At 34.0% G+C, this 14,966-nt stretch carries 16 protein-coding genes; 13 read left to right on the top strand and 3 right to left on the bottom strand.

Going from position 1 to position 14,966, the window contains the following annotated elements:
* The first annotated feature begins 519 nt into the window (after positions 1–519).
* Positions 520–1,968, top strand: a complete 1,449-nt coding sequence (locus BLP54_RS12665; protein ID WP_090170240.1) for a replication initiation protein — start codon at positions 520–522, stop codon at positions 1,966–1,968.
* Positions 1,969–2,019: 51 nt separating this feature from the next.
* Here BLP54_RS12665 and BLP54_RS12660 read toward each other — a convergent pair whose 3' ends face one another.
* Complete coding sequence (locus BLP54_RS12660; protein WP_090170238.1) at positions 2,020–3,810, bottom strand: hypothetical protein; 1,791 nt, start codon at positions 3,808–3,810, stop codon at positions 2,020–2,022.
* Positions 3,811–4,023: 213 nt separating this feature from the next.
* Here BLP54_RS12660 and BLP54_RS16405 point away from each other — a divergent pair, with 213 nt between their 5' ends.
* Genes BLP54_RS16405 through BLP54_RS12630 form a run of 6 tightly spaced genes read left to right on the top strand, consistent with a single transcriptional unit; the run spans position 4,024 to position 7,535 of the window.
* Positions 4,024–4,323 carry a helix-turn-helix domain-containing protein gene (locus tag BLP54_RS16405; RefSeq protein ID WP_090170236.1) on the top strand — a complete coding sequence of 100 codons (300 nt, stop codon included), beginning with the start codon at positions 4,024–4,026 and terminating at the stop codon, positions 4,321–4,323.
* Positions 4,316–5,311 carry a hypothetical protein gene (locus BLP54_RS12650; protein ID WP_090170234.1) on the top strand — a complete coding sequence of 332 codons (996 nt, stop codon included), beginning with the start codon at positions 4,316–4,318 and terminating at the stop codon, positions 5,309–5,311. Before BLP54_RS16405 ends, BLP54_RS12650 begins: the two co-directional genes overlap by 8 nt.
* Complete coding sequence (locus BLP54_RS12645) at positions 5,311–6,072, top strand: ParA family protein (RefSeq protein WP_090170231.1); 762 nt, start codon at positions 5,311–5,313, stop codon at positions 6,070–6,072. The genes BLP54_RS12650 and BLP54_RS12645 overlap by 1 nt, the downstream gene beginning before the upstream one ends.
* A gap of 13 nt (positions 6,073–6,085) precedes the next feature.
* The gene (locus BLP54_RS12640; RefSeq protein WP_090170229.1) at positions 6,086–6,223 is read left to right on the top strand and encodes an AAA family ATPase; all 138 of its coding nucleotides are present in this window, start codon (positions 6,086–6,088) and stop codon (positions 6,221–6,223) included.
* Positions 6,207–6,863: a hypothetical protein gene (locus BLP54_RS12635; RefSeq protein ID WP_090170227.1), complete on the top strand. Its 657-nt coding sequence runs from the start codon at positions 6,207–6,209 to the stop codon at positions 6,861–6,863. Before BLP54_RS12640 ends, BLP54_RS12635 begins: the two co-directional genes overlap by 17 nt.
* 12 nt (positions 6,864–6,875) lie before the next feature.
* A complete protein-coding gene (locus BLP54_RS12630) occupies positions 6,876–7,535 on the top strand; it encodes a hypothetical protein (protein WP_090170225.1) in 660 nt (219 codons plus the stop codon).
* A 740-nt stretch (positions 7,536–8,275) separates the two neighbouring features.
* On the opposite strand, the gene BLP54_RS12625 is transcribed toward BLP54_RS12630, so the two are convergent.
* Positions 8,276–8,680 (bottom strand): hypothetical protein, encoded by a 405-nt coding sequence (locus tag BLP54_RS12625; RefSeq protein WP_090170223.1) that lies wholly within the window; start codon positions 8,678–8,680, stop codon positions 8,276–8,278.
* Between the two features lie 416 nt (positions 8,681–9,096).
* On the opposite strand from BLP54_RS12625, the gene BLP54_RS12620 reads away from it, so the two are divergent.
* The 6 genes from BLP54_RS12620 to BLP54_RS12600 all read left to right on the top strand — a co-directional run bounded on the left by BLP54_RS12620 (position 9,097) and on the right by BLP54_RS12600 (position 13,687).
* The gene (locus BLP54_RS12620; RefSeq protein WP_090170221.1) at positions 9,097–9,591 is read left to right on the top strand and encodes a hypothetical protein; all 495 of its coding nucleotides are present in this window, start codon (positions 9,097–9,099) and stop codon (positions 9,589–9,591) included.
* Between the two features lie 170 nt (positions 9,592–9,761).
* Positions 9,762–10,013 carry a hypothetical protein gene (locus BLP54_RS12615; RefSeq protein WP_090170219.1) on the top strand — a complete coding sequence of 84 codons (252 nt, stop codon included), beginning with the start codon at positions 9,762–9,764 and terminating at the stop codon, positions 10,011–10,013.
* Between the two features lie 715 nt (positions 10,014–10,728).
* Positions 10,729–12,162 carry an AAA family ATPase gene (locus BLP54_RS12610; RefSeq protein WP_090170217.1) on the top strand — a complete coding sequence of 478 codons (1,434 nt, stop codon included), beginning with the start codon at positions 10,729–10,731 and terminating at the stop codon, positions 12,160–12,162.
* Between the two features lie 75 nt (positions 12,163–12,237).
* The gene (locus tag BLP54_RS16260; RefSeq protein ID WP_278335363.1) at positions 12,238–12,366 is read left to right on the top strand and encodes a hypothetical protein; all 129 of its coding nucleotides are present in this window, start codon (positions 12,238–12,240) and stop codon (positions 12,364–12,366) included.
* A 200-nt stretch (positions 12,367–12,566) separates the two neighbouring features.
* A complete protein-coding gene (locus BLP54_RS12605; protein WP_072919581.1) occupies positions 12,567–12,992 on the top strand; it encodes a hypothetical protein in 426 nt (141 codons plus the stop codon).
* 128 nt (positions 12,993–13,120) lie between these two features.
* The gene (locus tag BLP54_RS12600; RefSeq protein WP_090170215.1) at positions 13,121–13,687 is read left to right on the top strand and encodes a hypothetical protein; all 567 of its coding nucleotides are present in this window, start codon (positions 13,121–13,123) and stop codon (positions 13,685–13,687) included.
* A 43-nt stretch (positions 13,688–13,730) separates the two neighbouring features.
* Here the strand turns inward: BLP54_RS12600 and BLP54_RS12595 are convergent, their stop codons facing one another.
* A complete protein-coding gene (locus BLP54_RS12595) occupies positions 13,731–14,735 on the bottom strand; it encodes a tyrosine-type recombinase/integrase (RefSeq protein ID WP_090170213.1) in 1,005 nt (334 codons plus the stop codon).
* Positions 14,736–14,966: the final 231 nt, after the last annotated feature.

The raw sequence follows: 14,966 nt of genomic DNA, 5'->3' as shown, positions 1-14,966 counted from the left end.
ACCAGTAAGCGACAGATTTTACACCAAAGGTGACAGATTTCACACCATGGTATGACAAAAAACACACCACCCGTGACAAATCATCCGCGTGTCATAACTAATACTTTTGACAGAGAATGATATCACCGAAAAACGTTGATTTTAAAGCATTTATTATAAAGTGACGACAAAAAACACACCATTCATGACAAAAAAGCGATGTGACATATCAGGGAAAAACGATGACAAAAAACACACCCTATAAATCCTATAAATATGGTATTTATGTGAAAAGGGTGACAAAAAACACACCGTTTATGACAAATCCCACACCTGTCATAAACTAATGTTATACATTTAGCGAAAAAAACAACGAAACCTTATTATTGAACGCATAATTCAATGTGATGACAAATGAAACGTTTGTCATAATAAGTGACAAAAAACACACCAAAATAACTTGAAATAGCATCTAGTGTTAATTATAATGATGACGTGACATTTATTTGTCACGTCATCATTATAGGGAGAAAGGCTAAAATGAGTATCAAACGTAAAGATAGTAACGGGGTTTACAGGAAAGTTGATAGCGTTACGGGAGAATTTATTGAAGATTATCCTTTAACACATAATTTAGGTCAAATGGAGCATCAAACCGTAGCAACAGCAATGGGAAATGTGACAGATCCAGATGAGATTAGAAGTGATGTAGTTGATGAATATGGTGTGGCTGTAATAGAAGAAGACGAAATTAAATTGAAACAGTATGTCAAAGGTGCTATATCAGTTGACAACTTAGTTGAAACATTCAATGATAATTCGCACGAAACACTATTGAAGCTATTAGCACTCCAAGATAATAAGAATCCGCTAAAAAAAGGAGGCATTGGAATCGCATATCGTACAGATGCATTAATTATGCATTGTAAGATGGAGTTTACTGCCGATGAAAATATTGTGTTTGATGCGATTCTTGGTACAATGTCTTCGTTTCCGGAAAACAAAACATATAAGATTGAACCTGCAGATTTTAAGAAATTCGCAAAATATGCCGATGACAAATACTTGTATTCTGTATTTAGAAAGGGAACTGGAAAATTAAGTGATAGACATTTAGTTTTTGATGGTTTGGGCCCTGATGGGGAGGATTCTATAAAGGTTCCTTGGTTTAACATCTTGAGGTATCATAATCCCAAAAAGGGAGAGAATGCATACATTGAATTTGCACCATCGGACTTTTTTAAAGATTTAGCATTATGTTCCCAGCTTGTTCATGGCGCATATGGAGCCATAGAAGTAACAACACAGCTTCAGGGGAAATATACAATTGCTTTGTATTGGTTTTTGGAGAACAAGAAGAACTATAGAGAATACCCAGGAGCGCAGCCAGGATTTTTTAGATTGAGCAATGAGGAAATAAAACATCAATTTTCAATTCCAGAATCATATAAGAAAGCTGATATTGAAAGACGAGTCCTTGTTCCTGCTAGAGATAGCATTAATAGTGTCGAAGAGTGTGATTTTACATTTGAATACGACAACGTCTATGTTCGTGGCAAGCATGCAGGTTTTGAGTTTACTATAAAACAGAAGAATTATATTGAATCAACTGCAACAGAGATACTAGAAATTGAAACAAAGGAAATAGATCCACTTCAGGAACAAGTTTCATCAATGTTATCAGTGACTGGAATAAACTTTAACGAAGATGATAAAGTAAAGATTTATCAATGCGTGAAACGAAATAATAAAAATGCCATGGACTTAATGCCAATTCTTCCAGTACTTAAAAGTCGTATCGATAACAAGGAACTTGACTCAATCGATAACGTGGTAGCTTACCTCTGCCGAATGATTCAAGATGGTGTTACGGCTCCTCAACAAAGCGGAGACAAGGAAACGAAGAAGTCAAAAAACAATTTTAATAATTTCCAGCAAAGAGACTACAACGGTGTTGATTGGGATGATCTTTTATTTAATAAAAAATAAAACAAGAGAGACGCAAAATTGCTTTTTTTAGCATTTGCGTCTCTTTTTAATTTAAAAAGTATAATACATATCTTCTAGGATTGATTCAGAGTCTTCATTTAACAATTCATCATATTCATCAGCTTTAATTTCTGTATCAGTATAGTCGATATCTTGTAGACCATTTGGATTAACTATATATTCTAGCTCCTCATCGGATATTGTTGCCTCTGGATTGACTCCAGGCCAAATAGCATTTAATCGTTTCGGATATTCCCAACCGTGATTTCCAAGCTCTGCAAGAATCGAGCATTTCATTGCTACGCGTTCAGGAATGGCTCTAACACCTACTGTGTATTCAGGGAGTTCTAATCCAATCCACTTAGAATAATTGGGATTTATTTCACCAGCTGGAACCATGTTCTTGAGAAGAACTCTCAAATAATATTTATCACTTGGAGTTTTAAAAATAGCCTTTGAATGAATATCTTGGTCTGTATCAATTGATTGACATATGAGATCATCTTTAGTGGTAGACTCGGGTTCAACACATAGATATCTATTGGAATCCACATCAGAAATACAAAAGAATTCATGGTCAACAGTTGAGCATGTTCTGATTTCATCTAATAAAATACGTTGATCTATATACGAATGAATGGCTTCATTAAAACGTTCAGGCTGTTTCTTCAGAGTTAGAATAGTTCGTTTGAATTCATCAAGTGTAAAGCCAGTCATACCAAATGCTGAATCTACTTCTAATAAGTCATCAATATCAAATAGAAGAGGGCGGTGCGTTTGTGCCTCAAAAATAAAAAATGTATTGAGTATATCTTCAATCAAAGTATCAGGATCAAGTCTGAGGCTTTTTTTAAAGGTAGTATTTAATATCGCTGATAATAATTCGTCTCGATTAGCACCAGTCCTATTAGCATGATAGGCTGAAGTGGCAATCAAAGAATCTAATCGTTCTTTAAAATATGTATCAATATAATTAAATATTTGTTCAAAGTAGTTATGGAAATAAACTTTTATATCTTCGTCTGTTAAATCTTTATATCTTACTTCTAGAATAGGTTTTGGGGGTACCTGACGTAGAGTCTGCTCGCTTGCTGTTATTTCTAAACGGCAGCAATCACAATCAAGTGTTTTCTCATTCTTTGAGAGCAGCTCTTCTGTTTTGTTATAGGATTTTACAGAAAGAGTAGCTCCTTTTATCAAATAATTAGTTCCTTCTTTTAACTTTCCATTTACCCAAGTTCCAAAACTTCCAACGGTATCTTTATTAGCTACGGATGGCTTCTTAATCTGAGAGAGAGCGAAGCTCATTATTTGAAAAACTCTTGAGTATTCGTCAAATGGTCGAATCAAAGGGAAAGTAACATTTAATTCTGCTTTTTTTATTCTTAATTCATCAATTGGCGATATGATTTCAATTCCATAATATTCTTTAATTGATTTAACAGCTCTATTATATGATTCTTTTAATTGTTCAAGATTAATATTTGTTAGATTGGATCCATCTTGTATGTGTCTAAGATCTAGTTTACAGACTGTTTGATTTTTTTGGACACTCAATTTTAAAAAATAAAAATCGCCTTTGCAACGAACAGTATAATCATCTATATCTGGATGTTTTAGATATGAATTTCCAGATGAATCTAAAAAAGAGTTTTCTAATACGGGTACTTTTGGTACAAAATCTTTAACTTCTAATCCACTTAATGTAACGGCATCAAAGCCTACGCCTCCTATAATAATTGAATTTGAGCTCTTACTGGCTTTATATCTAATTCTATATCTAGATGGTATATCAGTGGATATTTGGCTTTTTAATAATCGGTATGCTTCAATATATTTCAATTTTATCTCCTTTCATATTATAGATTTTAAGAATATTGATATTAATAGAATAGCCTATATTGAACTATACATTCAATATTTATATTTTGATTAATACTGTAATATGTACGTGCGATTAGTGCGTATATATGTGTGATTTATAGGAATATAAGAAGTGATATAGGGCTGATAATAAATCACTATATAGATACAAAAACAAATATAATATAATTATTGAAAGTATTATATCAGAGTTATATAATATGTATCATAAATTCAAAAGGGAGGGGATTACTTATTATTCACGTTAATAAACAAGAGGTTGGGGCAAATTTGCGACGGCTAAGAAAAAAGAACAAGTTAAAGGCGGATGATGTAGCTAGACAGTTGAACCTAAAAAACTTTGAAAGTATTTATCATTATGAACAAGGACAGACGGACCCTCCTGGATCAACGTTAATTAAGATGATGCATATATATCATTGTAGAGATATCAATGAGCTATCTGTACCAAGGGAAGAAGATAATGAATGAGATAGAACAACTGGTTGAGACAGCAATCAACGATATTACAAAAATTAGCAAACCAAAGGAGTTACCGTTAGCGTCAGATATCCGATTACTCAAAGGAATCATCGGCAAACTACCAAAGCGATATAACCAATTGAATAGGCCAATTGAACGGCTGAGCCCTGAGAAGATTCAAAAAGCTAAATCAAATTATCATCAATTCAATTTGATAAAAAAACGTCATCCAGAATTGGTATCGCAGGAGGTAGATAGATTATATAGTGGATTGGTTGTATTAATCATTAGAGCTGAAGTTGCATTAATAATGGGATTAATTAATCGCAAGAATAGATTATCTACTGATGATGTATTGGTTGTCTTACGGAATGAAAAAGAAAGAAGAAAAGTACTACAACAACCTTTAAAAGATGTTATATTAGCGTATTACCGTAGAAACGGATTTCCATGGGAAATACGAGATATCAATACACAAGTTGTGACAGTATTCATAGACGAGACGATTAAACCAAGTCCATTAGATCAATTTTATACAGTGGGCATGTTTTCTTATATTATCTGCGAGGGAAATATAAAGAAAGAAAAACGGATGGATACTAGAATAATAGAATCTGGAATTCAACCATCCGCAGAGATTGTTCATGTTGAACTGATTACAATTGAGGCGATGGAATATGTGTTGTTTAAGTTGCTGTCCAAATATCACTATCACGGGAAAGTAGTTTTTAAAATCGATTCGCAAGCTGCACAAAAAAGATGGATTGATGAAAAGTACGCTTATGGAATTGTAAATCAATTTAAGTCAATTACAATATCACGTATTCCTCGGACCGGCAATACCCGTGCCGATAAACTCTGCCGCCAGTATAGTATCGTTACTATCAAGAATGATTCGATTAATCAAGCGAAGAATAAAGTGGCACGTATTAATACTGCTCAGATTAAACCCGCAAAGAATAACCCTATAAGGGATTTTATTAGGAGGATAATTTAATGAAAATTGTAATGATTGGGAATCCACAGGGGGGAGTTGGAAAGACTAGTATTGCCGTAAATCTGGCTGCAAGTCTTAACAGTCGAGGGTATGGAGTACTATTAATTGATGGAGATCTTTTTTGTGAATCTACGCGGATACTCCACCGTAGAGAGAACAAAGAAGATGTCAAAGTAGCCACTATTACTGATTTTTTGATGGATTCGTTACCATTGGACGAGGTAATACAAGAAGGAGTTTTTTTTGATTATATCGCTGGAGATAAATCTAGAGGTTTTTATTTTAAACCCACTTTAAGGTTGCCGGCTGAACATTTATTGGACGAACTTAAAAAGAAAGAAGAAAAATATAATTATGTGATTATAGATGCTGCGGTAAGAACTCCTGATCAGAATATGGTTTTTGAGGCTGCAGCTGATGAGATTATTATCCCAGTAAGTGCAAAGTCCCATTATTTTGTCGATCAAATTGAAGATTACCTTCAATATTTAGAGGGAATAAAAGGAGATTATAATAGCAAATTAACAACTACAATATTGTTGAATAAAGTCGATGAGTGTAACGGAAATATTAATCTATTCAGGAAATATGTGAACGAAATAGAACAGCTAGAAAACGTTACAATATTTGAGAATTCAGTACGAGATTCTTATTTGATGAGCGATTTACAATGGGAAAATAAGTTTCTGATTGAAGCGGATTCTCACGTGGGAATCCGTCAGGACTTTGAGCATTTCGTTGACGAATTTTTAGTTGGATAAGGAGAATAATATAATGTCAGTAGTATTAATTGGTAATAGGCGTGGTGGCGTTGGAAAGACTACCATAGTAATCAATATGGCTACTAAGCTACTCGAAAAAGGCTATCGTGTTTTGCTGGATAGGGGGGATTGCTGTGTCTATAAAAGATAAAAATCCCGAATTATTAACAAAAACTAAGTTAAAAGAAGAATATGGGTTTAATCAAAAGATGATCGATGAGCTTCTACCAGAGCCAATAGAAAAGGTTAATCCTCATTATAGTTCAGGTTCCAAGATGCAACTGTGGGAAAAAGAGACAGTGTTAGTTGTTATGGATACTGAAGAATATAAAAGTATGGCGGCAAGGAAAAGAACTCGTTCGGTAGCCGCGAGAAAAGCGGCAGATACAAAAAGAACAAAAACACTTCAAAAAGCATTGGATTATGTATCTTCAATTAATATACCGATTTTACCAATCGAAGAATTGCGACGCAGAGCTTACGAAGAAGGAATTGAGTATCAAGCATATAAAGCTGAGGTACGAGGTGACTATGATTATGTTCCCAGTGCATATGGAGATATTGATGATGAAACTAAAAATCGCTGGACGGTTAACTATATTCGTCATGAACTAACTGATTATGATGCGTATCTGTCTGAATTAAAGGGGAATATCGGATGTGGCGTTGCATACCAGAATGTTGTCGAATCAATGCTGGAAAAGATAGCTTCGGTATATCCGGATTTGGCTGGCGAATGTAATAATCAAAAAAAGAGAAAAGAAGAACGTCAAATACATAAAAGAATATGACATTAGGAGACCATGGGTTGTCACTACGATGAGTTTTTTATTCGAAAAGATATATTCTGCCCGTATTGTGGAATACATTCGTTTAAAGATGGTGTCGCAATAGTAAGAATCACTGATTCACAGTATGAGCTTTTTGATAATTATAATTTTATCGGCTTAGAAAATGAAACGGGTTTTATCCATGCGTATCAATGGTGCCCAAATTGTAAGGCCATGGTAGATCTTTCTATCGTTATGCGAGATGGTAAATATATCGACATTGTCTTGCACGGAACAGAACTCGATGTAGATATTGATTCAATACCAGCTCCTTCTCCGGCACCGACCACACCGCGCTTCAATAAACGAACAAGTAAAACCATCACTGATTTATTCCAGGCGCAGGAGATTGCGGTGCAGAATCATACTTATATCGATTTTGCGTCTATAGAAGATTTAGCCTGGGGATACCTCGTCAACAGTCCAATTGAAAATGGCGCGATTCTTTTCACCTCAATATTAACGCAGTGGAGAGACGATACAGGTGCTAAGTGTCGTCTGTATTTCGCAGCAGAGTATAATGCTGAAAGTAATTCGGTGCAGTATATCCCGCGCCGGTTGGTCCGTGATGCAGATGGTGTTGAATTGAATCCGATTGCTATAGTAACTGAAGCTAACAGAGCGTATAACTAATCTCGGTAGGGTTCCTCGTAGGTTTGCTCCTAGACAAGCTTTTATTTAAGGGGGACGAGGATAACGGCTCGGTTGAATCGGTCCGTTTAATTCAGGCCGAAGATGTTAGTATCAGGTTTAATGGTCGTATTAGATGTATTTAGTTTTTTATAAAAGCATTGCGCTTTTGTTATAACAAAGTATTCCGGACCAGCTTTGACTGCAATAGTTTAGTTGGAGACTAAAATGTTCTGGCCTCTATTAACTGGACCGGAGATGTCGAGCCGAAGGAGAGGCTATTAACTTGGCTCTAATTAAATATGTAATCTACACTCTGACTCGAATGAAATTAGTTTCGGAATACCTGTGACGGTGGATTAGAAATAGAGCTCTTTGGATGAGCTCTTTTTTTGATGCGGTAGAATCGTAACGAGAAGTCGGATTACACACTAGATACACGTTTAAACGTGTAACACCTTTTTTGTAAAAAGGATAATGAGCTGCAGGAGATTGGAATCGAAATAGTGGGGTGGATGGCGTAGGAAATGTGGAAAGGGATTCGGATTAATCGCAGCGGAGAAGCTTGGTTTACACATTGGTTACACAAAGCCTTGTGTAACACAAAGGAACGAAAACATAGGAAAAGAACCCCTTACAAGAGTCCTTTTGATAAGAATTAGGCTTTGTGTATATACACTAAGGTAGGTGTTACACAAAAAAGAGGACCGTAGCATATACGGTCCTAACTGCATGACAATAAGTCAAGAATAGTATTCTATACCTGCTCGCACGATAGAATCCATGCAATAGCGTACTTCATATCCATATGTTCGGTGAAGATCGGTAGCTTTTGCTTTAAAAGCCTCGTAAGTATCTTCAGTTAAAGGAAAGGTGTTCTTTTTGAAAGATGAGGTTGGCATAGAATATGTAAGAATATGATTAGTTGATTGTTCGGCTTCAGGGAGTCTTGACTTTCTTTCCTTTAGAAGATAGTCGACTACATGTGGAGCTACGCCACTCGCTGAAAAACCATACTTGGTCATGAAGACCTCCTTGTCTAAGTAGATGCGATCCTTAATCAATTCTTCCCAGTCACCTTCGTTGGCTCTTTGAGCCCATTTTGTTGGCGTGATGGTATCACGCGTTTTATTTTCTTTTGTAGCCATTTTACGGCCTCCTATATTTTATTTACGAATGGGTTTCATTCGCATGAATTAAATATGGACTTTGGGGTTTGTCTCGAATGAAAAAAGGTTAGCTTTGAGGTTTCCTTCTAGGTAAACCATACTGATTTACAAGGATTTGTACCTTTATTTTGTCGGAGATATCAATGCGACAGAATGATGCAACTCTGTCGTAAATATCAGTGAAAAAAAGCAGGATTTGGAGACTTCTTTAAAAAGGGCATTATTGGCAATTAGAGTAATAAACACCTATTTACAAAGGGATTTTATGCGTTTTGTATACATTAATTAGTAAAAATAAATAAAGTTTATGCAAAAAACATGGTCGTTAAAAATTTAACGGAACCTATATAAATATGTGGAGTTGAATTAATGAAGTAAATCCAAGGAGGAAGAATATGACAATAATAGAAGCGTTAGATTTGACGACTGAAAAACCAATGGAAGGAGCGGTGGCTTTTTTAAATGTGATTAGTAGTGGAAACAAAGCATTGGAAGAATTAAGTACTGCAGGTAAGTCGGATACGGTCATAGTATCGATGAAAAACAAACTTACGCCAGAACAGAATCTTGTATTCGATGCCCTATTATCATCAATTAGAAACAGTCCCACTTGTAGGACATATAAAATAAGGGCAATAGATTGTAAAGAATTGGTTTCTGTTGAAAAGAGGATTGTAATTGATTCGGTATTTAGCAGAGAAGATGACATGGATGAACGTTGTATCATTAATGTTGAATACATTCACGAAGACGAAATAGAATCCATAAAAATACCATGGAGCCATTGCTTTTATAAGGATTACGATAATAAAAAAATAATTGTTGCGCCCACGGATCTATTTAAACAGCTAGTATTACTATCATCAATTGATAGTTGTATTGCATGTTAAGACAAATATGTTAGGAAAGAATATTTATAAGAGGTGATAGAATGAAAAACTTATATTATGGCATCGATGCACACGTCATCGATACAATGACAGAAGAAGAAGTTAGAGCTCGATTTGATTATGAGTTATCAAATTATATTGGGGAGTATGAGGATAAATAATTAATCGAGTTGGCAGAAAAAATTTTAAATGATGATGAACGAGACAATTTACATTGGACGATGGATGAAGAAATTGTAGATGAAATAATGGAAAAGTTAATGAATGCTGGATATTATAAACTAAACAAATGTGAAATCAGAGTGATTATAATTGAAGAAAACGAATTTGATACGCATCGCATTGATATTTCACCTGCAGAAGAGGTGTGGAATAGACATTTAAAAGAACTTCGTGAGAAATATGAAGAAGAGGCAGATTAAACTGTAATATAAATAACTGTGTGTACATTTATGCAAATGGAAAATATATCTTAGGAGAAACAACGCCTTGTTATCAATAAAGAGTTAAGTATACATTTTTTAAGTTTCAGCTAGTTTTCACATTGTAATCAGATGAAATACATTCAAGTGGAATAATATACCATCATCGCAAGAGCGATTGAAAACTTTTTCATATATTCATTCTCCCTATAAATGGCTGCTGGCGGGCAGCCTTTTTTTGCAAATAAAAAGCCTTATTACAAGGGAGAGAAAGACACACACATCCAAGGTCCTTTGTAAGAAGGCTTAATATATACGATATTGTTGTTATTTATGAATTATTATAAGCAAATACGGGACATTTGCAACTTTAATACTCATTATTGCACAAATAAGGCATATAACACTATAATATGCATAGAAACTATAGATTGTTGTCAGTGAGAGGGGGATTTTTCAATGGCAGATATAAAAGATATTGTTAAGCAGTTAGGTGGAGACAAAGATTTGGCTGGAGCTTTTATGAAGTAGATATTGATTAAGTAAAATACCATCTTTTTTACAGGTGGTATTTTTGTTTGTGTCAAGATTTTCACTGTCTTATATTAATGTATGTAATATTATCGCGGGGAGTTAATTAATAATAAACTCATTTTATTACCCCAGAATTGATTAAAATATTGCAATTGTGGAGGAATAAATATATAATCAAATTATGATTGGAAGAACAAAAGAAGTAAAAGAATTAAATAGACTATATGACAGAAATCACTCAGAACTTGTTGTTATTTATGGAAGACGTCGTGTGGGGAAGACATATCTTGTAAATGAAACTTTTAAAGACAGGATTACTTTTCGTCATACAGGATTATCCCCAATTGAGATTAAGAACAACGGCGCTTTAAAGGCACAACTAGACCATTTTTTTCTTTCATTACAAATGTATGGTTTAAGAGGCGAGAAAAAACCAAAGAATTGGTTAGAGGCATTTTTCTTGCTTGAAAAGCTGCTTATATCGAAAGATGACGGTGGAAGACAAGTGGTATTTATAGATGAGTTGCCATGGCTTGATACACAAAGATCTGGATTTGTAACTGCTTTTGAGGCATTTTTTAATGGTTGGTGTTCGGCTCATAGTAACGTAATGGTTATAGTTTGTGGTAGTGCTAGTTCTTGGATTCAGGATAAGCTGCTGAATAATTACGGTGGCTTATATAATCGAGTAACCTACACGATGAAATTATCTCCATTTACGCTTAAGGAATGTGAAGATTATTTTGTGTCACAGCATGTTGATTTGACGCGTTATAACATAGCACAAAGCTATATGGTTTTCGGTGGAATACCATATTATCTTGGTTACATTCGTGAAGACCTGAGTTTAGCACAAAACATAGATGAATTGTTCTTTTCTGATAAGCCGCTATTGGAAGGCGAGTATGATAGACTATTTACTTCTGTATTTTCAAATCCAGAAAAGATAAAACAGATAGTAGAATTTCTTTTTACTAGAAATCGTGGATATACGAGAAAAGAGATTTCTGAAGGAACTGGTATTTCCAGTGGAAGTGATTTAACAAATTATTTGGAAGCGATAGTTGCCAGTGATTTTGCAATTAAATATATTTCATTTGGTGACGGAAAGCGAGAAGAATGTTATAGGTTAACAGATCCATTTTGTATTTTTTATTTACATTTTCTAAATGGTAAAAATCGTGTCGGAAGTTATTATTGGCAGAACAATTTAAATTCAAGTGCAGTAAATAGTTGGTGTGGAGTTGCATTTGAAAATATATGTTTCAATCATATAAAACAAATAAAAAATGCATTATCTATTGGTGGAATCGAAACCAATAATACGGTTTGGACTAAAACTGGCGGAAAGGATAGTGCAGGAGCACAGATAGACCTTATAATTGAAAGAGCCGATAATGTCATTAATTTGTGTGAAGCAAAGTTTTATAGTGACGAATTTGTTGTAGATAAAAAGTATGAAATGCAGATACGAGAAAGAGTTTCTCTAGTTAAGGAACATATATCTAAAAAGCAAACCATACGTAATACATTGATTACAACATTTGGAGTGAAGAGGAATGAGTATAGTTGGATCTTTACAAATATAATCACGTTGGAAGATTTATTTGTGTGATAGGTGTTTTATTTCTCCAGAATCATAGAAAAAACATTAAATCTGGGGATGTAAAATAGTAATGGAGATGTTGCTATGGAGGCAGTCTTCGATAATGAGGAAGCAGTTAAGTCATATAAACAGAACGAGCTTCGATTAGAAGTTACCAAGGAAGTGGTTGTTCCATTTGTTGATGTGACAACTCATGTTGAGTTTAAGTTATAAGAAATTTCAACCATCTTATCAGATAATACACAAATTTTTAGAATAGCCTTGCAGATGCAGGCGTGGAGTCGCCTACATCACTAAAATACAAGAAATACGTAAATGGCAAAAATGTGCGTATTTTCGCTGGTTTTATCGATTTTTCAAAGAAAAATCGATGGAGCTGGCTTTTTTATTGCAGGAAAAGGAAAGATTTAGTTATGATTGACGATAATATAGTTTTTATGTTGCTGGCAGCCATGTGTCTAGCTGCATTTTGCTTTGATTTAGCAGTAGAATTTGCAAAAGGTTTAGCTACATTACGTGAATGTAATGTAAAAGTAGAAGCGGTTCTAAGATATATAGATAAAGTGGATAGTCCAAATGATCGTTATAAACATTATATGTATTATCCTGTTTTTACTTATGAATATGAAGGAATAAATTATACGTCTAGCTCTCAAAGAAGATTGTATTTTCTTGAGAAAAGAAGATATTTTAATCATGAAAGTGAGCGTTTTATGATTAGAATTAATGGAGAGAATCCTAGACGATGTGTCCAAGGAAGTATTCTTGAACCTGCCGGTTTTTTTCTTATTTCTATGGCATTTATGACCTGGTTCTTTATGCGAGGGAAACTTTTATGATAACAATATGATAACAATTTTATTTTGTATTAATTGTCAAATATAATGCACTGTGGTATAACTGTATTACTCAGAGTGATACAGATAAATACTCTTGTGATTATTTTTTTTAAGGGAGAATTTTGATTATGATAAGGAAAATGAAAAAAATAGCACCGATTTTGATAGCTGGTACTATTTTAGTAGGTTGTGGAAACAACTCCAAAAGCAGTAACGAGGAACAAGTTTTACAAGAAGTGACAGAAACTTCAAATACGGCCGAGGAATCATCTGTAAACGATGATTATGAAACTATAATGGCGATAATTGATAGAATCGAAGAAGATGGTATTGAGCCACTAGAATGGAACAATACAGTAGAATTAGATAAAAATGCTGATGCACTTATTAAGATGGCAGAAGATTCTACAGGAAGATATGAAGCCTATGGAGTAATTAGTGAAGAAAAAGGATGCTACGGCATTATTTTAAATGATACTATAGACGGAACTGATTCAAATTATAATCGCGTGTTAAAGGAATGGTATTATTCAGGGAATGATTCGGAAAAGCCTAGTTTTACATGGAATGACAACAATGAGCTTTCTTTTACATACCAAATATTAGACAATGAACAGGTAAAAGATATTACAGTTAAGGTTGACTGTGGTTATGATACTGGACACATGGAATTTATTGAATCTGAAGAAAACTGAAATTATTATATATTAAATAACAAAATAGGCTATAGATTAAATTCTATAGCCTATTTGAAATAACTGGATTACTTTGTAATTCTAAAATATCAGCCTTGTAGATATTAAATATAGTAAATGGGTCGCATCCGCATTTATCTGCAGCGAAAGCAATGTTTTTTGTATCAAAGAATAAATCTTCTCGATAAGATAACGTTAAATCTTTAGGAGCTATTTTTATACTTTCACCAAAAAGAGCAGTAGTGTATTTCTTAATAAATTCTTCAATACAGTCTTGGCTAATTCTTTTACGTTGAAGACTTAAAAATAAGGCATCATCATATCCATATTCTGCAATCATCCCTAGCCGTTCAGATAAATATTGTGATAGAACAATGCAGATGGAACTTGATATATTAACGATGTTGTTATTTCTACTTTTAACGACAATATAACCTTCGTCCAGGTGGAGATCGTTAATATTTAGCATCACACATTCAGATATTTTTAGACCTACACCTGCGAGTAGAAGAGTTATGGCCAAATCTCTTTTTCTAGTGTTCTTTTGATAATTTGAGGCTCTAGTAGATGGAAGTGTACCTTCAGAAATAAATTGTAATAATTGTAACTTTTCTTCCATTGAAGGCATGTAATTACGTTGTTTAACTAACTTTGGCTGCTTTACTTTTAAAATTGGAATATTATCTATAAGATTTTGGGTATAGTAAAACATATAGAATGAACGTAGTACAGCATATCTGCGACGAATAGCAGCTATTGATCTATTTCCTAAGCAACAAGTTTGAGATGCTATCAGATAGTCTTCAATTAAGGCATCTGTAACAGACTCAAAGTCTTTAATACTCATATCTTTTACAGAATATGACATTCTAGAACTCATAAATTCAAAAAATGCGACCATGTCAATTGCATAGCCATAGATAGAACCAGCAGACATCGATTCTTCATTTGTTCTAAAATAAATTCCTGCAAAAGCTGGCATTTTAGTCTTAACCAAGTTTTCAGTTTTTTGATAAAGAAGTTGTTCTTCTGAAGATAATTTACTCATAAGTAAATTATAGCTTTATTGCCAACTTACGAACAGTGACAGAGTTAATGCAACTTTTGGGACATCATTAATAGCCTAAAGTTGCGTTAAAACTGACTATTGACACTGAGGCGGTGTAAGAGTGATATGTATCTTGCGGTTAAATATTAATTACATATACTTCGCACCGTACAGTATGTGATAGAATAAGGCTTCGTACATACTGGCTATGTACAGTTACCTCTTTTTAGA

Source organism: Pseudobutyrivibrio sp. 49 (genome assembly GCF_900100545.1).
Lineage (GTDB): Bacteria > Bacillota > Clostridia > Lachnospirales > Lachnospiraceae > Pseudobutyrivibrio.
The sequence above is the reverse complement of the archived record's forward strand: the minus strand, read 5'-3'. Positions and strand labels throughout refer to the sequence as shown.